This window comes from Ruegeria sp. G12 (genome assembly GCF_056533565.1).
In genome coordinates, this window is the sequence record NZ_JBQFOO010000001.1 from 585,430 (window position 1) to 610,413 (window position 24,984).

Sequence of the window (24,984 nt, forward strand, 5' to 3'; positions counted from 1 at the left end):
GAGGAGGGTGGAGCTATGGCTCCACCCCATCTCATACCCTCCGCGCGCGTTCGTGAAATATGAAGCCAAGGAAGTTCAGCAGAAGCTGCGCAGCCAGAATCTGCGTGCTCTCGGTCGGGTCATAGGCGGGGGCAACTTCGACTAGGTCGATGCCAACCACGTTGCCCCTTTTGGCGAGGCCCTGAAGGATTTCCAGAACGTCGTAATACAGAAACCCCCCGTGGCTGGGGGTCCCGGTTCCGGCCGCGATTGAGGGGCAAAAGGCGTCGATATCGATGGTCACGTAATAGCGTGCGCCTTCGGGAATACGGTCCAGAACGGCCTCAGATCCCAGTTTCCGAACCTGACGCACGGACAGGATGTCAGACCCGCGCGCACGGGCGTCTTCGTAGCCTTCTTTGGCGGTGGATGACACGTTCCGAATGCCCAGCTGGGTCATGCCCGACACATAATCCTTTTCGATTGCGCGGCGCATCGGATTGCCGTGACCGTTTGTGACCCCATGACGCTCATCCACGAAATCCAGATGCGCATCAATTTGAACCACATGGATCGGGCCGTTTTGCGCACAGTCGTCTTCGAATGCCGAGATGCAGGGAATATTGATCGAATGGTCGCCACCGATCACAAGCGGCAACGCCCCGGCACTCAGAATCTTGCGGACCCCAAAGGCGATATTCTCGTGGCTTGCCTCGGTCTTAGTGTGGATGATATCGGCATCCCCCAGGTCGACGATCCGAACCGAGCTATCCAGATAGGTCGCGTCATCTTCATGGTCATATGCACCGGCATGACCAAAGCTGAACAGGGTCGACGCCTCGCGCACCGCCCGAGGGCCAAACCGCGCCCCGGCGCGCCATTGCGTGCCGAAGTCGAAAGGCGCGCCCAGCACGCATACGTCCGCGTCAATGTCATCCCAGTTCTCGACATATGGGGATTTTCCGAATGTCGAGATTCCGACGAAAGGCAGATTAAGCCGACCAGACGCATACCCATGATCCTGCAATTTTCAATCCTTTCGATGGCAGTGTCACTTCGTGTGTATGTGAACATGAGAACGCGCTGTATTGGAACCAAATTCGGATTGATCAACCGGGTCCGTCGCTCTCAACTGGCACACCCAACCCGACTTTCTTTCGCCCCATTACAACCGATGTCCGAAAACGACGGACGTTTGAATTGTCGAAGAACAGCCGCTTGGTAAGTTCCTGAAAGTCGTCCATATCCCTTGCAGTGCAGACCAGACAGAAATCGGCGTCCCCAGTGATATAATAGCACTGCTGGACCATGGGCTCAGACTGCACCTGACGTGCGAACGCGTCGATCTGATCCTGACGTTCGCGTTCCAATTCGACCATGACGATGAAACTCATCGCGATGCCCAGCTTTTTGGGGTCAACGATAGCGACTTCGGAAAGAATGGCCCCCGAGGCTCTGAGCGCCTTGAGCCGCCGTTGGACAGATGCAACGGACAGACCTGTTTCAGACGCGAGCGCCTCAAGACCCATCTTTGCGTCGGTTTGCATCAGTTGCAGCAGGTTGCGGTCGAACTGATCGAGTTTCATATTCTGTCCATTGTGAGAAATTTTCCCGAAAAATCAGCAAAACTGATCATAATATATCACACATTGTGCGTACAACTCTTTATATGGAAAACTTTACGATACTCGACGTTGCGCAGCCGCTGGCTCTGCTAACCGCATGCCCGGCCTATAAGCCAAGTCCCCTGGAAACCCGTAGCTTCCGAGGGCGATCAATTTTGATCAAAAACGAAACCAACCGGATGGGCCTCGGCGCGTTCAAAGCGCTAGGTGGCGTTTACGCTGTCGCCAAGCTGATCGAAACGCGCGTTGGTCGCCCGTTAGAGCCCGGCGCTTTTCTTGAGGAACCCATCAAGGACATTGCACGCGCTATGACCTTTGTCTGTGCCAGCGCGGGCAATCACGGCATGGCCGTCGCCGCAGGCGCTCGGCTCTTTGGCGCAAAGGCGCGTATCCATCTGGCCGAAACCGTGCCAGAGGACTTCGCCATCCGTCTGCGGGACAAAGGCGCCGAGGTTGTTCGATCCGGCGACGATTATGAGGCGAGCGTTACGGCAGCCATTGCCGATGCCGAGGCGACCGGTGCCATTCACCTCGCCGACGGATCGTGGCCCGGATACACCGAACCACCCCGGCTGGTGATGGAAGGGTACACCGTCATTGCCGAAGAAATGCGCAACGCGTTGGAGGCTGAGGGAACGTGGCCAAGCGATGTGTATTTGCAGGCCGGCGTCGGCGGACTGGCAGCGGGGGTTGCTTACATGATCCGGTCCAACTGGCCGGTTCAGCCTAAGATCACAGTTGTCGAACCGGACGCTGCCCCGTGCCTCAAGGAAAGTGCCCGCGCTGGAGAGATCGTTACGGTCGATGGTCCGGTGTCGAACATGGGGCGTCTGGATTGCAAAACACCATCGATGCTGGCTTTGAACATATTGAAAAACTGCGCCGATGATTGGGTGACGATCAGTGATCAGCAGGCCTTGGAAGCGGTCACGCAGGCACGCGAGCTGGGATTTTCCACGACACCATCCGGCGCGGCTGGGCTGGCAACCTGTTTGAGGGATGAGGCGGATTTGCCATTGGTCATCCTGTCAGAAGGAAGTGTCGCTTGAACGGAGGCCCCCGACATTGATCTGAGGGCCTCCGTCCTGTTCCAAACAGGAAATCAGCGGGTCGTTACCAACTCGACCCCAAGCGTGTTTTGGACGTCCAACAGATGGTTGTGGATCGTGATAACGGGTGAACCTGCAAACAGCAGCCCGAGCCCGTTCAGGTCAAAATCCATCAGCAAGCTGCCAGAGTCGCCGCCAGCCGTCATTGCGGTCGTCAGGATCTGGTGGCGGAAGGTTGCAACACCTGCCGCGCCGAACCCGACCTGGACCGTTGCGTTAGTGGCCAGTACCACCCCGGCGGTCACTTCGGTCGTGCGGCCAACTTTCAGGACGTTCATAAGCGGGAACGCCTGACCAACCCCGGTCGGGGCCGCAGCGCCAAGGATCGACGCGGTGACATTGCGGCTGTCGGTCGGGCGGGCCACCGCAGCGTCGACCAAATTGTACCCGCTTGCGCCGAACACAATCTCTTCGGTACGCTCGAAAGTCGCTACCATGTCCGAGGGGAACAGGCCACCATCCACCGGGCCAGGCTGCAGAATCTTGTCACCCGGACGGGCCAGATTGACATCCGCCAGCACGTGGTTGTTGGACAGGATCAGATAGTCGCTCTCGCAATCCTGACGATACCCGTCACAATCGCACTCTTTCTCGACCTTGCAACAGCACCGCCGCACATCCCGAACCAGAGCACCGAACGTACCGGCCGTGATATTGTAGTGCCCAATGCTGTAACCGGGCAAAGCGGGCCGGACCTTTGCGTTAAACGCAAGTGCCTCAATCTCGCCGACTTCGACGACATCGGTGGGCACGCCATCAATTCTCGAAGGGACCTTTGACGCCTTGTCGAGATTTGCCGACTTCTGCTTGGCTGTGACATAGACGGTCAGGCTGCTTTGATCCCCCGGAGTTCCGCCCTTGACCTTTTTCGAGGCGGCGACACCGACCACGTTGTCCATGGCCAAAAGCTCGGCCTCGTGCTTGTCCTGCACTTCCGCGATACGTGCAATATCGCCCATCGCAGCCAGACGTTGTTCATCAGGGGCACCTTGTTGCTGTTTCGCAAAAGCAGTCCACGAATCTGCAGATTTCTGACCGGTTTTCTGTTGGGCACTTGTCCATTTCGAAAGATTTTTGGGCATAATTTACTCCTAAAAATGAAGTTCTTGTCAGAAAATACACGCTCCGTCCCGACCCGAAATAAGGTCACGGATAGTTAGTCATTGACTGAGTGGAGCGAGATTCAATCATACCATAGACAACTATAATGCGAAACAGCCGCCACCCTGTTTTGGCGGCAATCCGCCTTAATGGGGGGCCGTGCCATGCCATGCTCTGGTTGTTTTCTGAAGCGGAGAACTTATATTTGATAGCCAAAGTAGAGTATAGTCAGATCGATTGGTGGGTGCGGGAACAGGGCCGGACCAGAGGTCGGCAAATACTCGACTGGCTTGGGAAAGCATGACAAGATGATTGCCCAGATTTTGATTGTTGCCATGAGCAACGCATTTACCGTTTCACCGGCAGATCGCAGCGCAAACGGTTTTCACCCGAGTTCCGTATTGGAGGGTCCAATGACAAAGACACCGGGACCAAATTGGTCAACAGATCAGATCGCCGCCGGACGTCAATTCGCGGACGGATGGCGGAAGTTTGCTGCGGCAACGGAAGCAGAGCAATCGCTGGCCGGGGACCGAGCAAAAGTTGCAGATGTTCTGGCCCGGCACGAGGCCGAGTTGATGCGCTACCCGCATGTGGTGGCTGTGGCGGACGGCGTCTGTCGCGATGACGATGGCTCTGCCTGTATCGTTGTATATGTCCAAAACAAGGTCTCGCAGGAAGAGTTGAGCGAAGACCAGCGGTTTCCGGACGAGATCGAAGGCGTTCGGGTGGACGTGGTCGAGGTTGGGCAAATCGATGCCCTTCCCTTGGAGTGATCAGCGGGTCGTTCTATCTACACATCTAACAGCTGCCTGAGCCGCAATTCCACAGTTTCACCAGAGAATTTCGGACGCACCATGCGCTGCTGGCTGTAGCTTCATTCGCCTGATGTCCGGCATTGCCTTTAGCTGTCAAGCATCTCAAGCACGGCGTCTCGCTCGGACAACACCAACAGCAAGGCAAGATCACCTGGTTCAAGCCGCTCTAATATCATCGAGACGGCCTGCGGGGGTGACGACGCTCTGAGCACCTGTTGCGGGTTATATCCGTGTTCTGAGGCTGACTTTTCAATCAGATCGGGGATTTCTCCCAAGTCGCGACCTCTCAGATAACCTTCCAGTTCGGCCGCGACGATGATGTCGGGGTGGAAGTTCAACGCGGTTGCCGTGACGTCGCGGATGTCCTGATCGGACCGGTCCCCGGCATGGCTGAGCATGATGAACCGCCGTTTTGCAGGCAGGCCGGACAGGGCGTCGCACACCGCCGCGATCGAATGCGGGTTGTGGGCAAAATCGACAAAGACCCGCGCGCCGTTATAGCTGAACTCATTGCAGCGGCCCGGATTGTCCTTGGCGTCGGGTTTGAACCCGGACAGGCCGTCGCGAACCGCCTGTTTGGGCAAATCCAACGCCAGTGCGAGGCACAGGGCTGCCAGCGCGTTCTGGGTGTTGTATTTAGCGGCTCCGCCCATGGTTAGGGGAACGTCGGCGACGGAGAGGATCACTTGCTCGACCGTGCCGTCGAAGAAGATGATATCCCCTTGCCGCACATAGGCACAGCAATTGCCCCCATCGCGCGCTTGCCGGATCAGATCGCTTTGCGCGTCCAGCGAGAACCACCAGATGTTTGCCTGAGTGCGTTCCGCTTCGGCCCGGACAAAGGCGTCATCGGCGTTCAGGGCCAGGACGCCACCTTTCGCCAGTGTGCGGTGGACGGCGAATTTTGCCTCGGCCAGTTCCGGGACTGTGTTGACGCCGTATTGCCCCAGATGGTCATTCGCCACATTTGTCACCGCCGCTGCCGTGGCCGCGCGGGTGGGCAGGCCGCGGCGAAGGATGCCGCCGCGGGCGACTTCGAGGCAGGCGATTTCAAGCCGTTTGTCGCGCAGCAGCATCCGACCGCCACCGGGGCCCGAGTAATCGCCCCGGTCCAGAATGTCATCGCCCACCCGCACAAACTCGGTCGAGGTCAGCCCTGCTACCTTGCCCGAGGCGCGGGCGATTGCCTCAAGTAACCGGGTCGTCGTGGTTTTGCCATTGGTGCCGGTGATAAAGGCGACCGGGATATTGTGGAGGCTGGACCAGCTCACATCATCCGGGGCGGGCAGGGCATCGACCGGCCAGACCTGACTGCCAGTGCCGTGCCCGATTGAAATCTCGTCATCATCGCAGAGGATGTCCACGCCATGCGCCTCGGCGGCTGCGATCAGGGTGATCAGGGCGGGATTGGCCTCTTTGACCATGACGCCATGCACATCCGCCACCATCTGATCGAAATCACCGGGGGTGGCCCCCAACAACTCGGCAGCGCAGAAATGCCAGGCGGTCTGGGCTGCGAAAATCGCGGAATAAAGCTGATCCATCGGGGCCGAGATCGCCAGATTGACGCCGCCGGTGAAGGTGCGGTGGGTCACGCTTTGTTCTTGCCAGCCCAGCGCATCCAGCACCCGGCGGGCATGGACCTGCCAAAGTGCTGTAACCTGCGCTGCGTCGATGTCGGTGAAAAACACATCCATCACCGCGCCGGGCCTGTCCCAGAGCAGGCCGGGCCCGGTAAGGCGTCTGGCATCGTCCACACGGATATGATCGGCGGTCGCGCTTTCGATGGTCAGCGCGGTTTCAAGCTCTTCGATCCGGTCCATTCCGGTGCCTCCGCCTAGTCCGCGTCTTCGCTGATGTCACGGGCCAGACGCACGCCACGCTCGTCCCGGATCAGATTCTGATCGCTTTCGAACATATCTTCGAAGGACGTCTCGACAGGGATAGCTGCGGGTGTCGCCTCGGCCTTAGGGGCGTCGCCTTCCGAGTTGAAGTAGACGATCTGTTTCCAGCACCGCGCGGTGTCGTCGCCGAAAATCACCAGCAGATCGCCCGGCACGGCCATGTTCAGCACGGCGTTCACGGCCTCGACCTCATCGGGAATGATCGAGATTGCGTCTTCCGGCGTGCCGTTGTCGATCAGCGCCTGTCGCAGCATTTGCGGGACCTCGTCATGCCCGCGTCCGCGACGGCGGTCATCGGCCTTGCAGATGAAATGGTCGAAATGCCCGGCCAGCGCGGCCCCGGCATCGGCGATATCCTCGTCCCGCCGGTCGCCGGGCATTGAGGCGACGCACAACCTGCGACCCGCAACTTCCATCTGATCGGCCAGCGATGACAGCGCCTTGAGCGCTGCGGGGTTGTGGCCATAGTCCAGGATCACCTTGAAGGGATGTTCGTCATAGACATTCATCCGCCCCGGTGCCTGGAAATAGCTGGTGTCAAAGGTCCGCAGCCCGTGGCGGATATTGTCCAGATCCACCCCGAAGCTATAGGCCATCGCGGCGGCAAACATGGCGTTCTGAACGTTGAAGATCGCCTTGCCTTCAAGCGCGGCAGGGATCAGATGCGACCACAGCACCGGGATATGCAAGCCGTGATCGTAGATCGTGAGCATGTCGCCATTCATGCCCTGTTCCAGCACGATGGCCTTACCGCCAGCCTTGATGTGCTCTTTCACCAGGCTGTGGCCGGGGTTCGTCGTGACATAGAAAATCTGGTCGGCACCGGCGTAATCGGCCATTTTCAGACAGTTGATATCATCGGCGTTCAGCACTGCCGTATCCGTGGCGCTTTCGACGACGACGCGTTTGACCACGGCCAGTTCCTCGACCGTGTTGATGCCGCCAAGGCCCAGATGGTCCGCCGAAACGTTCAGACAGGCCGCCACGTTCGAGCGCTGATAGCCCAGACCCGAGCGCACCAGCCCGCCGCGCGCGGTTTCCATAACCGCGAAATCGACCATCGGGTCGCGCAGCACGATCTGGGCCGATTTGGGCCCGGTCATATCGCCCTTGACGCTCAGCTTGCCGTCCACATAGACGCCATCGGTCGAGGTCATGCCAACGGTCTTGCCGCTGGTCTTCATGATATGGCCCAGCATTCGCGAAGTTGTGGTCTTGCCGTTTGTCCCGGTGATCGCAGCTATCGGGATGCGGGTTTCCTCATTTGCGGGGAACAGCATGTCGATCACTTTGCCCGCCACGTCGCGCGGCTCGCCTTCGGACGGGGCCACATGCATCCGGAAGCCGGGGGCTGCGTTCACCTCGACAATCGCGCCGCCGATATCCTTGTAGGATTTGGTGATGTCATCGATCAGGAAGTCGACACCGCCCACATCCAGCCCAACGGCCATGATGGCGCGCTCGGCCATGTCGCGGTTGTCGGGGTGGACCACATCCGTCAGGTCGATGGCGGTGCCGCCGGTCGACAGGTTCGCCGTTGAGCGCAGATAAAAAATCTCTCCGTCCGGCAGTACCGTCTGGTCGGTCACGCCTGCACCTTCCATCAGACGCTTGGCCTGGTTGTCGATCTCGAGCATGGTCAGCACTTTTTCGTGCCCGATCCCCCGGCGGGGGTCTTCGTTCACGATGGCGACCAGTTCGGCAATTGTATGTTCGCCGTCGCCGACCACATGGCCCGGTACCCGCTTGGCCACGGCGACCAGCTTGTTGTCCACGACCAGCATGCGGTGATCGAAACCGGTGATAAAGCTTTCCACCAGAATGGCCCGGCTGCGGGAATGTTCCTTGGCTTCGGCGAAACCGGCCTCGACCTCGGAGGCCGAGTTCAGATTGATCGAAACGCCGCGCCCGTGATTGGCATTGAGCGGCTTGACCACGACGGGAAACCCGATGCGTCCGGCTGCCTGCACCGCTTCACGCTCGGTATAGACCATACGCTGTTGCGGAACCGGCAGGCCCAGATCGTTCAGCAGGTTGTGGGTATCTTCCTTGTCACACGAGATTTCGACCGAGATGTGCTTGGTCTCGGACGTAATTGTCGCCTGAATGCGCTTTTGAAACTTGCCATGCCCGAACTGCACCAGCGAGCCCGAGTTCAGCCGAATCCACGGAATGTCGCGTTCCTGCGCCGCCTTGACCAGCGACCCGGTCGAGGGGCCGAATTCCTTGCGCTGCGCCCGCAGGACAAAGCTGCGCAGCTCGTGATCCCAGTTGAATTCCGGGTCGAACTCATAATCCACCTGATCCTTCAGTGATTGCGGCAGCAGATGCATCAGTAGCCGCAGCGCCAGCTTGCCCGCGGCCAGACCAACATCGCGCTGGCGGTATTCATAAACCATGTTGTACTGGCCGGGCTCACCGGTGCCGCGCGTCCGGCCAAAGGTGACATCGGAACCCGCCACGTTCTGCACCTCGATGGCGCAATGTTCCAGCACGTGACCCAGCCAGGTGCCCTCATCCTCGCGCAGGCGGCGGATGAACCCGCCGGGTTCGCGGTAGGAACAGCCGTGCTCTGCCAGTCCGGGAAGGGCTTCGACCAGCGCGTCTATGAACTCGGGACCAATTTTTGCCGATGGCCACTCTTCCAGTATGTCCAGATCAATGACGTGGCGAATGACAGGAAAACTTGCCCAGACATTCGGGCCGACAAAGACATTGGTCGAGAGTATTTTCATGAGGCTCCCCGTTGGTTAGCTTGTTATTCCCCTCCGCCGGGGGCCTCGTCGCCGGATAAATTCGGCAACGTGCAGAACGCCATATGCTCATCCGGCGGAAAAGCCTGGCGAGCCGCCAGATCATAACGGCACCCTTCGCCCAGAACGTCAAGCCGAAGTCCCAGCAGGCTGAGGGCTTCGCCACGTCGCGCGTCCCACATCGACGAGTGGGTCAGGTTGCTGGCATCGACAACTGTGACGCTGCCACTGCCGACAACTTCGAAGACGTTGTCGGGCCCGATAAAGGCGGCGGTGTCTTCGTCAATGCCCAGACCGATCAGAAAAGGGTTGAAAGACGATGCAGTTAGCAGGCGGCCCAGCCGGTTGCGCTGGGTGAAATGCTGGTCGATGATGACCGCGTTGGTCAGCCCCATGCCCGGGGCCAATGTGATGTTGCCTTCTGCAGGCGCGGCGTTGCTGCTGCCGCCGGCCACCATATGTTCCGACATGATCGACGCCCCGGCCGAGGTTCCTGCAACCGGGATACCCGCCGCGTTCCGGCGGCGGATTTTTTGTGCAACCAGCGTACCGCCCAGAATCGCCGACAGGCGCAGCTGATTCCCGCCGGTCATGAAAATCCCGGTGGCGCGATCCAACACTTCGGCATAGTCGGGGTTGTCGCAATCCGCCCGCCGCGAAATGGGTAGGAACTCGACCTTGCCCGCGCCGAGTTCCGAGAAGATGCGGTTATAGTCCGGCCCGGTTTCCTCGAGCATCGAGGCCGTCGGGATGACGACGATATCGGCATCCGCGCCACCAGAGAGTTCGACGAATTTGCGGTGGATCTGCATTTCCTTGACGCGGTCTTCACCGCCGCCAATCGGGATGATGAACCCGCGCGGGGTCTCTGCATCAACGGGTGCAGGGCACATATCTTAACTACCTTCCGGTGCTGAAGCGGGCAGCCACCGGGACCGCGCGGACGCTTATACCTGTTCGTACACACCGCGCCGGGCAATCTGGCCTTCGCGGACATGCCATTCCCCCCGGGAGTACCACATGCCGCACCGCAGAGTTTTCGTCAAGAACCACCGGACCCGCAGGCGTGGCCACTTTCAGGCAATCTTTGCGGTGCGGTTCAAGCGGATCGGTACCTGCGAAGGCCGGTTTGAGGGCCCCGTCGCGTATCGGATCAATGAAGGTCCTTCGAGAAACGCGGTAAATCCTCGTCTTTGCATCAAAAACACCCCGGCAACTCATGTTGATCATGCCGCCGGAATGTTAATGTTCCTTTGGCAAAGATCAGACACGCCCGACAGCGGCAAATGCCATTGGCTCCTCTCCGACCAATCCGAATGTGTTCGAACACTCGGTTTGGTTAGCCAACTTTCACCACCATTTTCCCAAAGTTGCCTCCCGCCAGCAGTTGATTGAAGGCGTCCGGGGCATTCTCTAACCCTTCAACCACATGCTCTTTGTAGTGTATTGCCCCATCCGCCAACCAGGCCGTCATGTCGCGGACAAACTCTTGATACACGTCGGCACCGAAATTGTCGTAGATAATGAAACCCTGCATTTTGACCTTCATCCGCAAGAGCGTGCCCATGATTGCGGGGCCCATATCCGGGCCGTCCGGCAGACCGGGCAGGTTGTACCAGGACACAATCCCGCAGACAGGGACGCGTGCCAACGGGTTCAAAAGCGGCAGCACCGCGTATAGCACCTTGCCCCCGACGTTTTCGAAATAGACGTCAATGCCGTGCGGGCAGGCCGTGCGCAATTGGGCCGCCAGGTCATCGGACCGGTGGTCCAGACAGGCATCAAACCCAAGGTTTTCGACAACATGCGCGCATTTCTCTGCCCCGCCAGCGATGCCGACCACGCGGCACCCTTTGAGCTTTGCGATCTGACCAACTGTTGAACCAACCGGGCCCGCCGCGGCCGCCACGACGACCGTTTCACCGGCTTTGGGCTCTCCGATCTTCAGAAGTCCGGCATAGGCCGTGTATCCTGGCATGCCGAGAACACCCAGCGACCACGAGGGGTTGTCCGGGGATTTGCCCAGATTGACGACCTGGGTTCCGTCTGAAACCGCATAATCCTGCCATCCGCTTGTGTTGAGCACATAGTCCCCGGCCTCGTAGCCTTCGATGTTTGATGTAACCACCTGTCCCACGGCCTGAGCCGTCATGACGCCGCCAATCGGAACAGGTTCGGCATAGGACTTGCCGTCATTCATACGCCCCCGCATGTAGGGGTCCAGCGACAGATACACCGTGCGCACCAGCATCTCTTCTGGGCCGGGTTGGGGGATTTCCGTAGTCTCAAGGCGCAGGGTATTCTCGTCCGGCTGTCCTTTGGGACGTTCGGCCAGAACGATGCGGCGATTGGCGGTGGATGTCTGGGGCATTGTGACCTCGTGCAAAGCGGATTTCCTGCAGCAGAAACCGTATGGGGCCCGAGTGCAACCAAAACAGTTGGGGCAAGCGCTGCGTGAAAAGCGGTTGCGGGGCGTCAAGTTTCTTTAGGGTTCATAAATTTCAAGCTTAAAATATTTTTACTTGAAAGGACTCATTTCCCGATCTAGCCTTTTCGGTAATCAGCCTTGGAGGAGAAGCATTTCATGCGCATTGCGTGTTTGGGCGGTGGTCCGGCGGGTCTCTATTTCGGGATATCCATGAAGCTGCGCGACCCGTCGTCCGAGGTTGTGGTGATCGAACGCAACCGGGCTGATGATACCTTTGGCTGGGGCGTGGTTCTGTCGGATGAAACGCTGGACAATCTGGCCGCGAACGACCGCATCAGCGCTGAGGCTATCCGCAAACATTTCGCTTATTGGGATGACGTGGCGCTGGTGCACCAGGGCCAGCGGACGGTCTCCAGCGGCCATGGCTTTTGCGGTATCGGGCGCAAGCAACTGTTGTTGATCCTGCAGGGCCGTGCCCGAGAGTTGGGCGTTGAAATGCGGTTTGAGACTGAGGTGGAAAGCGCCTCGGCCTATATGGATGAATTCGACGTGGTGGTGGCAGCGGACGGGCTGAACTCAAAAACGCGGTCGGATTTTGCCGAGGTTTTTAAGCCCGATATCGACGAGCGGCTGTGCCAGTTCGTCTGGCTCGGCACGCATCAGAAATTTGACGACGCGTTCACGTTTATCTTCGAACACACAGAAAAGGGATGGGTCTGGGCGCACGCCTATCAATTCGACGACGACACCGCGACCTTCATCGTCGAATGCACGCAAGAGACCTTTGACGCCTATGGGTTTGGCGAGATGAGTCAGGCGGAGTCGATCAAGGTCTGCGAAGAGATTTTCCGCGATCATCTGGGGGGCCATTCGCTGATGTCCAATGCCAACCATATCCGGGGCTCCGCCTGGCTGCGGTTTCCACGGGTGCTCTGCGAAAAGTGGAGCTACAAGAATGTTGTCCTGATGGGCGACGCGGCGGCGACGGCGCATTTCTCGATTGGTTCGGGCAGTAAACTGGCGATGGAAAGTGCGATTGCGCTGGCCGATTACATCGTCAGCGAAGACACGCTGGAAGCCGCGTTCGCCCGCTATGAAGACGAACGGCGGCTCGAGGTTCTGAGGTTGCAATCGGCAGCGCGGAACTCTCTGGAATGGTTCGAAAATGTGGAACGGTATCTGCATCTGGACCCGGTTCAGCTGAACTATTCGATGCTGACCCGCTCGCAGCGGATCAGCCATGAAAACCTGCGCGAACGCGATGCCGCGTGGTTGAAACGGGCCGAGGCTTGGTTCCTGCAACAGGCTGGCGTCGGGGCCAATGCGCCCGTCCGAGCCCCGATGTTCGCGCCGCTTCGCTTGCGGGAGATGAGCCTGAAGAACCGCGTCGTCGTCTCACCCATGGCGCAGTACAAGGCAGTCGATGGCTGCCCGACCGACTGGCATCTGATCCACTATGGCGAGCGCGCCAAGGGCGGGGCCGGGCTGGTCTATACCGAGATGACCTGTGCCGCCGCCGACGGGCGGATCACCCCCGGCTGTCCGGGCCTGTATGCGCCCGAACATGAGGCCGCATGGAGGCGGCTGACGGATTTTGTCCATGTCGAGACCGAGGCGAAAATCTGCTGCCAGATCGGCCACGCCGGGCGCAAGGGCTCGACCCGTTTGGGGTGGGAGGGCATGGACCAGCCGTTGGAGACGGGCAACTGGCCGATCATTTCAGCCTCAGACATCCCGTGGTCTGATGCCAGCGCCGTGCCCAAGGCGATGGACCGCGCCGATATGGATCGAGTCACGGCTGAATTCGTCGCCGCCGCCGAAATGGCGGATCGCGCGGGCTTTGACATGATCGAACTGCACGCGGCGCATGGGTATCTGATCTCGTCCTTCATCTCGCCCCTGTCGAACACGCGCGACGACGCTTATGGCGGGGCGCTGGAAAACCGGATGCGCTATCCGCTTGAGGTTTTCAGCGCAATGCGCGCGGTCTGGCCCGAGGGCAAGCCCATGGCTGTACGGATCTCGGCCAGCGATTGGGCGGGGGATCATGGGGTGACGCCGGAGGAGGCGGTCGAGATTTCCAGGATGTTGGCCGCTGCCGGGGCCGATATCGTCGATGTGTCCGCGGGCCAGACCTCGACCGAGGCCGAGCCTGTTTACGGGCGCATGTTCCAGACTCCGTTCTCGGACCGGATCCGCAACGAGGCTGGGATCAGGACGATGGCGGTTGGCAATATCTATGAACCCGACCATGTGAACTCGATCCTGATGGCTGGACGGGCCGATCTCGTCTGTCTGGCGCGCCCGCATCTGAACGATCCCTATTGGACACTGCACGCCGCAACCGCCATCGGCGACCGGCAGGAAGTGTGGCCGAAACCCTATGAAGCAGGGCGCGATCAGGCGTGGCGACTTGCCGACCGGGAAGCGGAAATGGAGTTGAAGGCATGAGGCGGGTTCTGGTTACAGGCGGCGGTACAGGTATCGGTCGGGCGATCGCCCGCGCCTTTGCCGAAGAAGGTGATGATGTCATCATCTGCGGGCGCCGGTTGGAGCCGTTGAGGGATGCCGCAGATGGCTTTGAAATGACGCTGAAACAGGTTGACGTGACAGACGAGGATTCCGTCATGGACCTTTTTGAAACCCCGTTTGACGTTGTGATCGCCAATGCAGGGATCGCGCGTACGGGGAAGGTGAAAGACCTGTCGCTAACCGATTGGAATAACACGCTGAACACCACGCTGACCGGCGTTTTCCTGACCTTCCGTGCCGCGCTTCGGGGGATGGGACCGGGCGGGCGGCTGATTGCCATCGCCTCGACCGCGTCCTTGCAGGGCGGCGCGACGCTGGCGGCTTATTCCGCCGCCAAGCACGGGGTGCTGGGGCTGGTGCGCTCGACCGCTAAGGAAGTCGCCAAAAGTGGGATCACCTGCAACGCCATTTGTCCGGGCTTCGTCGACACCGAAATGGCCACAGATGCAGCGCGCCGTGTCGCCGAGAAATTCAATGTGGACGAAGCGACAGCGATGCAGAAGATCACGGCCGCCAACCCCATGCACCGCCTGATCACCCCCGAAGAGGTCGCGGCGACGGCGGTCTTTCTGGCCTCGAAAGGGGCGGCGTCGATCAACGGGCATGGCCTCAGCGTGTCCGGGGGCGAGGTATGAGCCAGAGCTTGGCGAAAATCCCGCTTGAACCGGCCTCGAAGGAACGCCTGCGACTCTGGCTAAGGCTTCTGAAAACAACCCGCGCCATCGAAGGGCAGTTGCGTGAAAACCTGCGCGATGAGTTCAAAACCACGCTGCCCCGTTTCGATGTGATGGCGGCGCTGTCGCGGTATGAGGACGGCCTGAAGATGAGTCAGATTTCCGGCGCGCTGCGTGTGTCCAATGGAAACGTAACCGGGATCGTGGATCGGCTGGTCGAAGACGGCCATCTGGAGCGTGTGGCCGTCCCGGGCGACCGGCGCGCGCATCGGGTTCGGATGACACCGCAGGGGCGCGGGGAATTCGCCCGTCAGGCCTCGGCTCATGAGGCGTGGATTGCCGACCTGCTGGGCCAATTCTCGGCTGAAGAAGCCCGGGCCTTGGCCGCTGAATTCAACATGCCGGAGGACGTCGATGCGCAGTGACACGAAGCACTTCCAGTGCCGGATCGAAAACCGAATCGCCACCGTGGCGCTGAACCGGCCCGAGCGGAAAAACCCGTTGACGTTTGAAAGCTATGCGGAACTGCGCGACTGGTTCCGTGATTTGATCTATGCGGATGACGTGGATGCTGTGATCTTTGCCTCAAATGGCGGCAATTTCTCGTCTGGCGGGGATGTGCATGACATCATCGGGCCGCTGACGCGCATGAATATGAAAGGGCTTTTGGCCTTTACGCGAATGACCGGTGATCTGGTCAAGGCGATGGTCAATTGCGGCAAGCCGGTCATTGCGGCGATTGACGGGGTCTGCGTCGGCGCGGGGGCGATCATCGCCATGGCCTCGGACCTGCGCATCGCGACTCCCGAGGCCAAGTGCGCCTTTCTGTTCACCCGGGTCGGTCTGGCGGGCTGTGACATGGGCGCCTGTGCCATTCTGCCCCGGATCATCGGGCAGGGTCGGGCGGCAGAGCTGCTGTATACCGGCCGGTCGATGACCGCAGATGAGGGCGCGGCCTGGGGCTTTTACAACCGGATCGTCGCTGCGGACGAGTTGGATGGCGCCACGCACGAACTGGCCGAGCGGATCGCGGCGGGGCCCAACTTTGCGCATATGATGACCAAGACAATGCTGGCGCAGGAATGGTCGATGTCGATTGAACAAGCCATCGAAGCCGAGGCACAGGCGCAAGCCATCTGCATGCAGACCGGCGATTTCGAACGCGCCTACACCGCTTTCGTGGCAAAAGAAAAACCAGTGTTCGAGGGCGAGTGATGGCGGATCAGAGCTTCCTTGACTGGCCTTTCTTTGAACCCCGCCACCGCGACTGGGCAGTACGAGTGGAAGAGGTCGCCGCAGGTCTGAACGTGGATCACGCCAACACCGATGCGGCATGCCGCAAGCTGGTGGCCACCTTGGGTGAGGCCGGTTTGCTGCGCGTCACAGGCGACGAGAACGGTCAGTTGGACGTGCGTACCCTCTGTCTGGCGCGCGAGACCCTGGCGCGCCATGACGGGCTGGCGGATTTCGCCTTTGCCATGCAGGGGCTGGGAACCGGGGCGATTTCTCTGTTCGGCTCGGACGCGCAAAAGGCACAGTGGCTGCCCAAAACGCGGGCGGGGCAGGCGATCTCGGCCTTTGCCCTGACCGAGCCGCAATCGGGATCGGACGTGGCCAATTCCACGATGACCGCCACGCTGGACGGCGACAGTTATGTTCTGAATGGCGAGAAGACGTGGATATCGAACGGCGGTATTGCCGATCTATACACGCTGTTCGCCAGAACCGGAGAGGCCCCCGGAGCCAAGGGGTTGTCAGCCTTCATCGTCACGCCCGACCTGCCGGGGTTCGAGGTGGTCGAGCGGTTGGACACCATCGCGCCACATCCCCTCGCGCGGCTTAGGTTCACGGATTGCCGGGTGCCTGCGGATGCGATGATCGGCGCGCCGGGGCAGGGGTTCCGGATTGCCATGTCAGTGCTGGACGTCTTCCGCTCGACCGTGGCCGCTGCGGCCTTGGGCTTTGCCCGCCGCGCGCTGGATGAGGCGCTGCAGCGGGTCACCACTCGTCAGGTCCAGGGCGCGCCTCTGTTCGATCTGCAAATGGTGCAGGGCCACATCGCCGATATGGCGCTGGATGTGGACGCAAGCGCCCTGCTGATCTACCGCGCGGCCTGGGCCAAGGACAGCGGCGCGCCCCGGATTACCCGCGAAGCCGCCATGGCCAAGCTGTATGCCACGGATCAGGCCCAGCAGGTGATCGATAAGGCGGTTCAGCTGTTCGGCGGCGAGGGCGTGCGCTCGGGCAATTCCGTCGAGAAGCTCTATCGGGAAATCCGCGCGCTGCGCATCTATGAGGGCGCGTCCGATGTGCAAAAGGTGATCATCGCGCGTGCGGCTCAGGCGGCACATATGGGAGGTTCGTGATGCTTGGTCCTTCGGCCCATACCGACACATTCGCACGAGACAACCTGCCGCCGCAGGATCAATGGCCAGACTTCCTGCTGGACGGGTTCGACTATCCCGATCAGTTGAATGTCGGCTACGAACTCACTGATGCAATGGTCGAAAAAGGCTTTGGGGACAACACCGCGCTGATCGGCAATGGCCGCCTGCGCACCTATAAGGAACTGACGGACTGGACCAACCGTCTGGCTCATGCGCTGGTCGAGGATCTGGGTGTCGAACCCGGCAACCGCGTGCTGATCCGGTCGGCCAATAACCCGGCCATGGTCGCCTGTTGGCTGGCCGCCACCAAGGTGGGTGCGGTGGTGGTGAATACGATGCCGATGTTACGGGCGTCGGAGCTAACCAAATATGTCGACAAAGCCGAGATTCAGTTCGCGCTCTGCGATACGCGGCTGATGGATGAGATGTCGGCCTGCGCCAAGGGCAGTCAATTCCTAAAGACGGTGGTGGGTTTTGACGGCACCTCGAACCACGACGCCGAACTGGACCGGCTGGCGCTGGAAAAGCCGGTGAAGTTCGACTGCGTCGCCACCGGGCGCGATGACGTTGCGTTGCTGGGGTTCACATCGGGGTCCACCGGAGAGCCCAAGGCGACGATGCATTTCCACCGGGACATTCTGATCATCGCCGACGGCTATGCGCGCGAGGTTCTGGGTGTGACGCAAGAGGATGTCTTTGTCGGTTCGCCGCCGCTGGCCTTTACCTTCGGTCTGGGCGGGCTGGCGGTCTTTCCGCTGCGCTTCGGGGCGACGGCAACCTTGCTGGAACAGGCCTCGCCCCCCGGTATGATCGAGATCATCGAGAAATACAAAGCCACCGTCTGCTTTACCGCGCCGACCGCCTATCGTGTCATGCTGAATGCGATGGATGAGGGCGCGGACCTGTCGAGCCTGCGCGCTGCTGTGTCCGCCGGTGAGACTTTGCCCAAGCCTATCTATGACGACTGGATGGCCAAGACCGGCAAGCCGATGCTCGACGGGATCGGCGCAACTGAACTGCTGCATATCTTCATCAGCAACCGCTTTGACGACCACCAGCCTGCTTGCACCGGCAAGCCTGTCTCGGGGTATCAGGCCAAAGTGCTGCGTCCCGACGGGTCCGAGGCCGAGATTGGTGAGGTCGGCCGTTTGGCCGTGCGGGGCCCGACCGGCTGCCGCTATCTGAACGATGATCGGCAGGCGGGCTATGTTGCGGAGGGCTGGAACATCACCGGTGACAGCTTCTCGAAAGACGCGGATGGCTATTTCCACTTCGCCGCCCGCAATGACGACATGATCGTTTCGGCGGGCTACAACATCGCGGGCCCCGAGGTCGAGGCCGCGCTTCTGTCGCATCCCGCCGTCGCAGAATGCGCGGTCATCGGCGTGCCGGACAAGGAGCGGGGCCATATCGTGCAGGCGCATGTGGTTCTGGCCGAAGGCACCGAACCGTCAGATGCCACGGTCGAAGCGCTACAAGAGCACGTCAAAACCGCCATCGCGCCCTACAAGTACCCGCGCAGCGTTGTTTTCTGCGACGACCTGCCGAAAACGCAGACCGGCAAGGTGCAACGGTTCAGGCTTAAGGCAGAAGCGGTTGCAAGCTGATGAAACCTAAGCATAATCGCCGGGATTGGGGCGTGAAGCTGATAACCAACAAGGGGAGACTGAAATGAAGAAACTACTTATGGCCGCCGCCGCAACGGCGCTGTGCACCTCATCGGCACTGGCCGAGGTTAAGGTCGGGATGATCACAACGCTGTCTGGCGGCGGGGCGGGGCTGGGTATTGATGTGCGCGACGGCTTCATGCTGGCCATTGCGCAGTCGGGCCGCGACGATATCGACGTCGTGATTGAGGACGATCAGCGCAAACCCGACATTGCCGTGCAACTGTCGGATAAAATGATCCAGTCCGAGCGCGTGGATGTGATGACTGGCATCATCTGGTCGAACCTTGCAATGGCCGTTGTGCCTGCAGCCGTGAACCAGAACGTGTTCTATCTGTCGCCGAACGCTGGACCGTCGCCTCTGGCGGGCAAAAACTGTCATCAGAACTATTTCAACGTGGCCTGGCAAAACGACAACCTGCACGAGGCCGCAGGGGCTTACGCCAACGGAGCTGGATACAAGAACAGCTTTATCCTGGCCCCGAACTACCCGGCGGGCACGGACGCGCTGACCGGCTACAAGCGCTTCTTCGAAGGGGATCTGGCGGGTGAGGTTTATACCCAGCTTGGTCAAACGGATTACGCCGCCGAACTGGCCCAGATCCGGGCCAGCGATGCGGACAGCGTGTTCTTCTTCCTGCCGGGGGGCATGGGGATTTCCTTCCTCAAGCAATATGCTGACAGCGGCATTGATCTGCCCGTGGTCGGCCCGGCCTTCAGCTTCGATCAGGGTATTCTGCAGGCGGTTGGCGATGCGGCACTGGGGGTGGTGAACACCTCGCAATGGAACAAGGATATCGACAACCCGACCAACGCGGCCTTTGTCGAAAGCTTCCAGGCGGAGTACGGTCGTCTGCCGTCGCTTTATGCAAGTCAGGGCTTTGACACGGCGAACCTGCTGCTGTCGGCACTTGAAAAAGCCGATCCGTCTGATGCGGATGCATTCCGCGAGGCTCTGCGCGCCGCCGAGTTTGACAGCACACGCGGCGATTTCTCGTTCGGGACGAACCACCACCCGGTACAGACGATCTATGCGCGCGAGGTGATCAAGGACGGTGACGTCTTCACCAACAAGATCATCGGCACTGCGCTGGAAAACCATTCGGACGCCTATGCGGCTGACTGCAAGATGTAAGTCCCTTGCGCGCCCGGCCTCGGGCGCGCACCGTCCGGAGATTTCATGTCCTCAATCCTGATTATCGAACAGGTCCTGAACGGCTTGCAGTTCGGCGTCATGTTGTTTTTGATGGCCGCCGGTCTGACGCTGATCTTCGGCGTTATGGGGCTGATCAACCTGGCCCATGGCTCGCTCTACATGGTCGGTGCCTTCGCGGCTGCGGCGGTGGCGGGCGCGACGGGGTCGTTTTTCCTGGGCCTCGTGGCGGCGTTGGCGGCGGCGGCGCTGGCCGGGGCGGTGATCGAGATGGCGGTGATCCGGCGGCTCTACAAGGCACCGCATCTGGATCAGGTGTTGGCAACCTTCGCGCTGATCCTGATCTTTTCGGAAGGAACGCGCTGGGTCTTCGGCTCATTCCCGCTGTTTCTGGACATCCCCGACGCGCTTTCGGGGCCCGTCACACTGCCCGGCGGGATCGAATACCCGCTTTACCGTCTGACCCTGATCGCCATCGGCCTTGCGGTTGCCATCGGCCTTTGGGCGCTGATTGAACGCACACGTCTGGGCGTGCAAATCCGCGCCGGTGAAAACGACCGTGAGATGATTGCGGCGCTGGGGGTCGATATCTCGAAACTCTACACCCTGGTCTTTGCCCTTGGCGCGGCCTTGGCGGGTCTGGCCGGGGCGCTGGTGGGGGCCATCCAATCGGTGCAGGTCGGTATGGGCGAGCCCGTCTTGATCCTCGCTTTCGTGGTGATCGTCATCGGCGGCATCGGCTCGATCCGGGGGGCCTTTATCGGCGCGCTTCTTGTCGGGTTGACCGACACGTTGGGCGGGGTTTTCCTGCCCGAACTGTTCAAGCTGTTCATGGAGACGGGGGCGGCGCAGAAAAGCGGTGCTGCGATTGCTTCGATGGGCATCTACGTGCTGATGGGGCTGGTGCTGTTCTTCCGCCCCACCGGTCTGTTCGGAGCGCGTGCATGAGGGTCAATGAACGCCTGCTGAACGCGCTGGTGATCGGCGGTCTTCTGGCGCTGCCCCTGTTCGCGCTGGTCATGGATGAGCCCTTTACCATTACGCTGGTCACCCGCGCGGTGATCCTTGCACTGGCCGCCGTGGGGCTGAACATCATCCTCGGCATCGGCGGTATGGTCAGCTTTGGCCATGCGGTGTTCTTCGGCCTCGGCGGCTATGCGATGGGCATTCTGGCCTATCACGCGCAGACCTATACCACGCTCGATCTGGGACTGTTTTCCACCGGCGGCACCAATTCCATGCCTGTGATCTGGCTTGTGGCCATGCTGGTCTCGGCCATCATCGCCTTTTTCATCGGGCTGCTGACGCTGCAGACCACAGGTGTGTATTTCATCATGATCACGCTCGCCTTCGGGCAGATGTTCTTTTACTTCGCGATCTCCTGGGCCGAATACGGGGGTGAGGACGGGGTCTCGATCTACGTGCGCAACGGGTTTCCGGGGCTGAACACATTGGTCCCGATCCAGTTCTTCGGCATTTGCTTTGTGATCCTGTGTGCAGTCCTGTACCTGAACGCGCGGCTGCAGGCTTCGCCCTTCGGTCTGGCGCTGAACGCCGCCCGGCAATCCTCGATCCGGGTTGAGACAGTGGGGATGAACCCGGTGCGTCTAAGGCTGCTTGCTTTTGTGATCTCCGGCGCAATCACCGGACTTGCGGGCGCACTGTTCGCCGATCTCAACCGCTTTGTCTCACCTTCCATGTTCGGCTGGCAGTTGTCGGGCGAGTTGATCGTTCTGATCATCATAGGCGGGGTTGGTCGCCTGATGGGGCCGGTTGTCGGGGCCTGCGTCTTTGTGGCGCTGGAACACTTTCTGGGCGGCTTGACCGAATACTGGCATGTGTTTCTGGGCATCATCCTGCTGTGCATCGTGTTGTTCGGACGGGGCGGATTGATCGGTCTGTTGACCGGCAAGGAGGGCGCTCATGTCTGATCCGGTCCTCGCCACCCAAAACCTGAGGAAAAGTTTTGGGGCCCTGAAAGCCACGGATGACGTCTCGATCGACCTGAAAGTCGGAGAGATACACGCCATCATCGGCCCCAATGGCGCTGGAAAGTCGACCCTGATCCAGCAAATTTGCGGCGGGCTAACGCCGGATTCCGGGCGGGTGTTTCTGCAGGGGCGTGACGTGTCTGCCCTCAGCACGCAGGCGCGGGCGCGGGCCGGGATGGGGCGCACGTTCCAAATCTCGGCTCTGTGCATGGAGGATACCGTTTTGGAAAACGCGGTTCTGGGCGCAATCGGGGCCAGCGGGGCCGCTTGGCGGTTCTGGCGTGGTGCGTTGGAGACCCGCGCCCTGACCGAACGCGCCGAGGCTGCGCTGGAACGTGTCGGTCTCAGCGACGACCGCAACACCCGCTGCGCCAACCTCAGCCACGGGCAGCGCCGCCAGCTAGAGGTTGCCGTCGCCCTGACACTGTCCCCCCGCGTGTTCGTCATGGACGAGCCGATGGCCGGACTTGGGGCAGGGGGATCGAAACGGCTGACCGGCTTTCTGGATGGCCTGCGGGCCGAGGCTCCGATCCTTCTGGTCGAACATGACATGGACGCGGTCTTTGCACTGGCCGACCGGATCAGCGTTCTGGTCTATGGCAAGGTCATCGCCACCGGTACGGCGGACGAAATCCGTACCAGCGCCGAGGTGCGCGAAGCTTATCTGGGGGAAGAAGCATGAGCTTCCTGACCCTCGACGCCCTCACCGCTAGCTACGGCGTCAGCCAGGCGCTCTTTGGCGTTGATCTGACCATGGACGAGGGCGAGGTGACAGCCCTGATGGGGCGCAACGGCATGGGCAAAACAACAACGGTCAAGGCCATATGCCGCATGATCCGGTCCGAGGGCGAACTAAGGTTTGACGGCCACGATCTGCACGCGCTGCCCAGCCACAAGGTGGCTCGGCTTGGCGTTGGGCTTGTGCCCGAAGGCCGTCGGTGTTTTGCCGATCTGACGGTGCGCGAAAACCTGATCGCCGCCGCGCGGCCCGGCGCGTGGACGTTGCAAACCGTGGCCGACCTATTCCCCCGCCTCGGCGAACGCTCGGACCAGCGCGCGGCGTCCTTGTCGGGCGGTGAGCAGCAGATGCTGGCCATCGGTCGCGCCCTGATGACCAACCCGCGTCTGCTGATCCTGGATGAAGCGACCGAGGGGTTGGCCCCGATCATCCGGCAGGAAATCTGGGCCGCGCTGCGCCGCCTCAAGTCGGAAACCAGCGTCGCGATCCTGCTGATCGACAAATCGTTGAAAGAACTCGCCGCCGTTTCAGACAAGGCGGTGATCTTGGAACGTGGTAAAACCGTCTGGGCGGGCGCGATGACGGACCTGACCCCCGACATTTCGGAACGGTATGTGGGGGTGTGATGGCGTTTACCTTTCCGCAAAAAGTGTTGTTCAAACATTGCGACCCGGCCGGGATCGTCTTTTTCCCACGGTATTTCGAGATGATGAACGATTGTGTCGAGGCGTTCTTTGATGAGGCGTTGGGCCTTCCGTTCGAAACCCTCCACAAAACCGGCGGCGTGCCCACCGGACAGATCCAAACGCGGTTCTCCGCCCCCAGCCGTCATGGCGACCATCTGGTACTGGCGCTAGTTATCACCCGGATCGGTGCCCGGTCTGCCGATTACCGCATGACCGCCCACGCCGGGGACGAGCAGCGCTTTACCACCACCGCGACGCTGGTTCACACCGGGCCTGGCGGCCGCTCGGCCCCTTGGCCGGACGATATTCGCAAAAAGTTAGATGTATTCAGGGACGAAACCTCATGACCCACACAGTGATCCACCCTCAGGGCTGGTTGCCAGCCAAAGGTTATGCCAATGGCATGCTGACCAAGGACGGCACGCTGCATATTGGCGGTCAGATCGGCTGGGACGCGAACAAACGCTTTGTCGAGGGCGGCTTTGTCCCCCAGATGAAACAGGCGCTGGCCAATATCGCCGCCATTGTCGAGGAAGCAGGCGGTCAGGTCAGCGACGTGACGCGCCTGACATGGTTTGTTGTCGACAAACAGGAGTATCTGGCCAAACAGGCTGAGGTCGGTGCCGCCTATCGCGAGGTTTTCGGTCGCCATTTCCCGGCCATGTCAATGATCGTCGTTACCGGATTGGTCGAGGATGAGGCATTGGTCGAAATCGAAGCGACCGCACATTTGTCCTAAGCCGCGTCGCGGCCATTTTGGGATAACCTGCGGAGCCGCCTTCGCAGCGCTCAATTCACCCGCCGAACCAGATCGGTTCGTCAGTCTCGGACCACGGTTTGTATTTGTGCATGATCTGTCCAAAGTCTTCACTGTCCAGAAAACAGTCGAGCCACAGGATCAGGTTCGGCCATGGCTGATCGTCAAACCAGCCCCGGTCGATATAGGCAAACTGGCGGACAAACGGCAGCAGCGCCAGATCGGCAAGGGTCGGGCGGTTTCCGAAAAGCCAGGGCTGGTTGCTCAGCCTTTGGTCGAGGTCGATCAGATAGCGGGCCGCCTTGTTCCGCTCGGCTTCGTGGTTCAGTTCCGGATATCGGGTGGCGTATTTTGTATGATCCAGCGCTGCTTTAAACGGGCCATCATTCTTTTCGATCAGGCGCCACGCGTCCTGCGGCATGTCCAACAGCCGGTGCGGATCGTTTCGTTCCAGCGCCCAGACCATGATGTCCAGGCTCTCGTCAAGAACCCGATCCATCAGACGCAGGGCGGGCACTGTCGCTGTGGCCGAGGTGTCCAGAAACGCCTGCGGCTTGTCCCTCAGCAGGATTTCCCGCAACTCAACCGTCACGCCCGCGCTTAGAATGCCAAGGCGCGCCCTCATGGCGTAGGGGCAGCGGCGGAATGTCCATAGGATGGGATGCTGCGTCATGCGGCAAT

23 protein-coding genes are annotated in these 24,984 nt (G+C 60.5%); 15 read left to right on the top strand and 8 right to left on the bottom strand.

The genetic code is table 11. From position 1 onward, the window contains the following. Window positions 1-31 precede the first annotated feature (31 nt). Entirely contained in the window at window positions 32-1,006 is a 975-nt protein-coding gene (gene speB, locus ACR0JN_RS02860) for an agmatinase (RefSeq protein WP_480884069.1), read from the bottom strand. 82 nt (window positions 1,007-1,088) lie between these two features. Then, window positions 1,089-1,565, bottom strand: coding sequence for an Lrp/AsnC family transcriptional regulator (locus tag ACR0JN_RS02865; RefSeq protein WP_480884071.1), 477 nt, complete (start codon window positions 1,563-1,565; stop codon window positions 1,089-1,091). Window positions 1,566-1,648: 83 nt separating this feature from the next. On the opposite strand from ACR0JN_RS02865, the gene ACR0JN_RS02870 reads away from it, so the two are divergent. Further along, complete coding sequence (locus ACR0JN_RS02870; RefSeq protein ID WP_480884073.1) at window positions 1,649-2,653, top strand: pyridoxal-phosphate dependent enzyme; 1,005 nt, start codon at window positions 1,649-1,651, stop codon at window positions 2,651-2,653. Between the two features lie 53 nt (window positions 2,654-2,706). Here the strand turns inward: ACR0JN_RS02870 and ACR0JN_RS02875 are convergent, their stop codons facing one another. After that, window positions 2,707-3,795, bottom strand: a complete 1,089-nt coding sequence (locus ACR0JN_RS02875; RefSeq protein ID WP_480884074.1) for a chymotrypsin family serine protease — start codon at window positions 3,793-3,795, stop codon at window positions 2,707-2,709. A 432-nt stretch (window positions 3,796-4,227) separates the two neighbouring features. Here ACR0JN_RS02875 and ACR0JN_RS02880 point away from each other — a divergent pair, with 432 nt between their 5' ends. Then, window positions 4,228-4,590, top strand: coding sequence for a hypothetical protein (locus ACR0JN_RS02880; RefSeq protein ID WP_480817455.1), 363 nt, complete (start codon window positions 4,228-4,230; stop codon window positions 4,588-4,590). A 128-nt stretch (window positions 4,591-4,718) separates the two neighbouring features. On the opposite strand, the gene ACR0JN_RS02885 is transcribed toward ACR0JN_RS02880, so the two are convergent. The 4 genes from ACR0JN_RS02885 to ACR0JN_RS02900 all read right to left on the bottom strand — a co-directional run bounded on the left by ACR0JN_RS02885 (window position 4,719) and on the right by ACR0JN_RS02900 (window position 11,660). Further along, a complete protein-coding gene (locus ACR0JN_RS02885) occupies window positions 4,719-6,455 on the bottom strand; it encodes a Mur ligase family protein (RefSeq protein WP_480884076.1) in 1,737 nt (578 codons plus the stop codon). Between the two features lie 14 nt (window positions 6,456-6,469). Next, entirely contained in the window at window positions 6,470-9,271 is a 2,802-nt protein-coding gene (cphA, locus tag ACR0JN_RS02890; RefSeq protein WP_480884078.1) for a cyanophycin synthetase, read from the bottom strand. 23 nt (window positions 9,272-9,294) lie between these two features. Then, the gene (locus ACR0JN_RS02895) at window positions 9,295-10,182 is read right to left on the bottom strand and encodes a cyanophycinase (RefSeq protein ID WP_480817452.1); all 888 of its coding nucleotides are present in this window, start codon (window positions 10,180-10,182) and stop codon (window positions 9,295-9,297) included. A gap of 446 nt (window positions 10,183-10,628) precedes the next feature. Further along, window positions 10,629-11,660 (bottom strand): NADP-dependent oxidoreductase, encoded by a 1,032-nt coding sequence (locus tag ACR0JN_RS02900; RefSeq protein WP_480884080.1) that lies wholly within the window; start codon window positions 11,658-11,660, stop codon window positions 10,629-10,631. A gap of 213 nt (window positions 11,661-11,873) precedes the next feature. Between ACR0JN_RS02900 and ACR0JN_RS02905 the strand changes: the two genes are divergently transcribed. The 13 genes from ACR0JN_RS02905 (at window position 11,874) to ACR0JN_RS02965 (ending at window position 24,285) form a co-directional block, all read left to right on the top strand. After that, window positions 11,874-14,168 (top strand): bifunctional salicylyl-CoA 5-hydroxylase/oxidoreductase, encoded by a 2,295-nt coding sequence (locus ACR0JN_RS02905; RefSeq protein ID WP_480884082.1) that lies wholly within the window; start codon window positions 11,874-11,876, stop codon window positions 14,166-14,168. Further along, on the top strand, window positions 14,165-14,884 hold the full coding sequence (locus ACR0JN_RS02910) for an SDR family NAD(P)-dependent oxidoreductase (RefSeq protein WP_480884084.1): 720 nt from the start codon (window positions 14,165-14,167) through the stop codon (window positions 14,882-14,884). Before ACR0JN_RS02905 ends, ACR0JN_RS02910 begins: the two co-directional genes overlap by 4 nt. Next, window positions 14,881-15,348, top strand: coding sequence for a MarR family winged helix-turn-helix transcriptional regulator (locus tag ACR0JN_RS02915; RefSeq protein ID WP_480884086.1), 468 nt, complete (start codon window positions 14,881-14,883; stop codon window positions 15,346-15,348). Before ACR0JN_RS02910 ends, ACR0JN_RS02915 begins: the two co-directional genes overlap by 4 nt. After that, window positions 15,338-16,138: an enoyl-CoA hydratase family protein gene (locus tag ACR0JN_RS02920; RefSeq protein WP_480884088.1), complete on the top strand. Its 801-nt coding sequence runs from the start codon at window positions 15,338-15,340 to the stop codon at window positions 16,136-16,138. Before ACR0JN_RS02915 ends, ACR0JN_RS02920 begins: the two co-directional genes overlap by 11 nt. Then, window positions 16,138-17,289 (top strand): acyl-CoA dehydrogenase family protein, encoded by a 1,152-nt coding sequence (locus tag ACR0JN_RS02925; RefSeq protein WP_480884089.1) that lies wholly within the window; start codon window positions 16,138-16,140, stop codon window positions 17,287-17,289. Before ACR0JN_RS02920 ends, ACR0JN_RS02925 begins: the two co-directional genes overlap by 1 nt. Next, window positions 17,289-18,917 carry an AMP-binding protein gene (locus tag ACR0JN_RS02930; RefSeq protein WP_480884090.1) on the top strand — a complete coding sequence of 543 codons (1,629 nt, stop codon included), beginning with the start codon at window positions 17,289-17,291 and terminating at the stop codon, window positions 18,915-18,917. The genes ACR0JN_RS02925 and ACR0JN_RS02930 overlap by 1 nt, the downstream gene beginning before the upstream one ends. 64 nt (window positions 18,918-18,981) lie before the next feature. Continuing rightward, window positions 18,982-20,112, top strand: coding sequence for an ABC transporter substrate-binding protein (locus ACR0JN_RS02935; protein ID WP_480884092.1), 1,131 nt, complete (start codon window positions 18,982-18,984; stop codon window positions 20,110-20,112). Between the two features lie 45 nt (window positions 20,113-20,157). Then, window positions 20,158-21,078, top strand: a complete 921-nt coding sequence (locus ACR0JN_RS02940) for a branched-chain amino acid ABC transporter permease (protein WP_480884094.1) — start codon at window positions 20,158-20,160, stop codon at window positions 21,076-21,078. Next, complete coding sequence (locus ACR0JN_RS02945; RefSeq protein WP_480884096.1) at window positions 21,075-22,061, top strand: branched-chain amino acid ABC transporter permease; 987 nt, start codon at window positions 21,075-21,077, stop codon at window positions 22,059-22,061. Before ACR0JN_RS02940 ends, ACR0JN_RS02945 begins: the two co-directional genes overlap by 4 nt. Continuing rightward, window positions 22,054-22,803 carry an ABC transporter ATP-binding protein gene (locus ACR0JN_RS02950; protein ID WP_480884098.1) on the top strand — a complete coding sequence of 250 codons (750 nt, stop codon included), beginning with the start codon at window positions 22,054-22,056 and terminating at the stop codon, window positions 22,801-22,803. Before ACR0JN_RS02945 ends, ACR0JN_RS02950 begins: the two co-directional genes overlap by 8 nt. After that, a complete protein-coding gene (locus ACR0JN_RS02955) occupies window positions 22,800-23,486 on the top strand; it encodes an ABC transporter ATP-binding protein (RefSeq protein WP_480884100.1) in 687 nt (228 codons plus the stop codon). Before ACR0JN_RS02950 ends, ACR0JN_RS02955 begins: the two co-directional genes overlap by 4 nt. Next, the gene (locus ACR0JN_RS02960) at window positions 23,486-23,893 is read left to right on the top strand and encodes an acyl-CoA thioesterase (RefSeq protein WP_480884102.1); all 408 of its coding nucleotides are present in this window, start codon (window positions 23,486-23,488) and stop codon (window positions 23,891-23,893) included. The genes ACR0JN_RS02955 and ACR0JN_RS02960 overlap by 1 nt, the downstream gene beginning before the upstream one ends. Beyond that, window positions 23,890-24,285 (top strand): RidA family protein, encoded by a 396-nt coding sequence (locus tag ACR0JN_RS02965; RefSeq protein ID WP_480884104.1) that lies wholly within the window; start codon window positions 23,890-23,892, stop codon window positions 24,283-24,285. Before ACR0JN_RS02960 ends, ACR0JN_RS02965 begins: the two co-directional genes overlap by 4 nt. 55 nt (window positions 24,286-24,340) lie before the next feature. Here the strand turns inward: ACR0JN_RS02965 and ACR0JN_RS02970 are convergent, their stop codons facing one another. Continuing rightward, on the bottom strand, window positions 24,341-24,976 hold the full coding sequence (locus tag ACR0JN_RS02970; RefSeq protein ID WP_480884106.1) for a glutathione S-transferase: 636 nt from the start codon (window positions 24,974-24,976) through the stop codon (window positions 24,341-24,343). Window positions 24,977-24,984: the final 8 nt, after the last annotated feature.

Bases quoted from the DNA above. Each gene is read 5' to 3' on its own strand.
- ACR0JN_RS02940 (WP_480884094.1), top strand. From the start codon at position 20,158: ATGTCCTCAATCCTGATTATCGAACAGGTCCTGAACGGCTTGCAGTTC.
- ACR0JN_RS02905 (WP_480884082.1), top strand. From the start codon at position 11,874: ATGCGCATTGCGTGTTTGGGCGGTGGTCCGGCGGGTCTCTATTTCGGG.
- ACR0JN_RS02900 (WP_480884080.1), bottom strand. From the start codon at position 11,660: ATGCCCCAGACATCCACCGCCAATCGCCGCATCGTTCTGGCCGAACGT.
- ACR0JN_RS02930 (WP_480884090.1), top strand. From the start codon at position 17,289: ATGCTTGGTCCTTCGGCCCATACCGACACATTCGCACGAGACAACCTG.
- ACR0JN_RS02885 (WP_480884076.1), bottom strand. From the start codon at position 6,455: ATGGACCGGATCGAAGAGCTTGAAACCGCGCTGACCATCGAAAGCGCG.
- ACR0JN_RS02955 (WP_480884100.1), top strand. From the start codon at position 22,800: ATGAGCTTCCTGACCCTCGACGCCCTCACCGCTAGCTACGGCGTCAGC.
- ACR0JN_RS02925 (WP_480884089.1), top strand. From the start codon at position 16,138: ATGGCGGATCAGAGCTTCCTTGACTGGCCTTTCTTTGAACCCCGCCAC.
- ACR0JN_RS02950 (WP_480884098.1), top strand. From the start codon at position 22,054: ATGTCTGATCCGGTCCTCGCCACCCAAAACCTGAGGAAAAGTTTTGGG.
- ACR0JN_RS02935 (WP_480884092.1), top strand. From the start codon at position 18,982: ATGAAGAAACTACTTATGGCCGCCGCCGCAACGGCGCTGTGCACCTCA.
- cphA (WP_480884078.1), bottom strand. From the start codon at position 9,271: ATGAAAATACTCTCGACCAATGTCTTTGTCGGCCCGAATGTCTGGGCA.
- ACR0JN_RS02910 (WP_480884084.1), top strand. From the start codon at position 14,165: ATGAGGCGGGTTCTGGTTACAGGCGGCGGTACAGGTATCGGTCGGGCG.
- ACR0JN_RS02870 (WP_480884073.1), top strand. From the start codon at position 1,649: ATGGAAAACTTTACGATACTCGACGTTGCGCAGCCGCTGGCTCTGCTA.
- ACR0JN_RS02920 (WP_480884088.1), top strand. From the start codon at position 15,338: ATGCGCAGTGACACGAAGCACTTCCAGTGCCGGATCGAAAACCGAATC.
- ACR0JN_RS02965 (WP_480884104.1), top strand. From the start codon at position 23,890: ATGACCCACACAGTGATCCACCCTCAGGGCTGGTTGCCAGCCAAAGGT.
- ACR0JN_RS02960 (WP_480884102.1), top strand. From the start codon at position 23,486: ATGGCGTTTACCTTTCCGCAAAAAGTGTTGTTCAAACATTGCGACCCG.
- ACR0JN_RS02880 (WP_480817455.1), top strand. From the start codon at position 4,228: ATGACAAAGACACCGGGACCAAATTGGTCAACAGATCAGATCGCCGCC.
- ACR0JN_RS02865 (WP_480884071.1), bottom strand. From the start codon at position 1,565: ATGAAACTCGATCAGTTCGACCGCAACCTGCTGCAACTGATGCAAACC.
- ACR0JN_RS02915 (WP_480884086.1), top strand. From the start codon at position 14,881: ATGAGCCAGAGCTTGGCGAAAATCCCGCTTGAACCGGCCTCGAAGGAA.
- ACR0JN_RS02895 (WP_480817452.1), bottom strand. From the start codon at position 10,182: ATGTGCCCTGCACCCGTTGATGCAGAGACCCCGCGCGGGTTCATCATC.
- ACR0JN_RS02875 (WP_480884074.1), bottom strand. From the start codon at position 3,795: ATGCCCAAAAATCTTTCGAAATGGACAAGTGCCCAACAGAAAACCGGT.
- ACR0JN_RS02945 (WP_480884096.1), top strand. From the start codon at position 21,075: ATGAGGGTCAATGAACGCCTGCTGAACGCGCTGGTGATCGGCGGTCTT.
- ACR0JN_RS02970 (WP_480884106.1), bottom strand. From the start codon at position 24,976: ATGACGCAGCATCCCATCCTATGGACATTCCGCCGCTGCCCCTACGCC.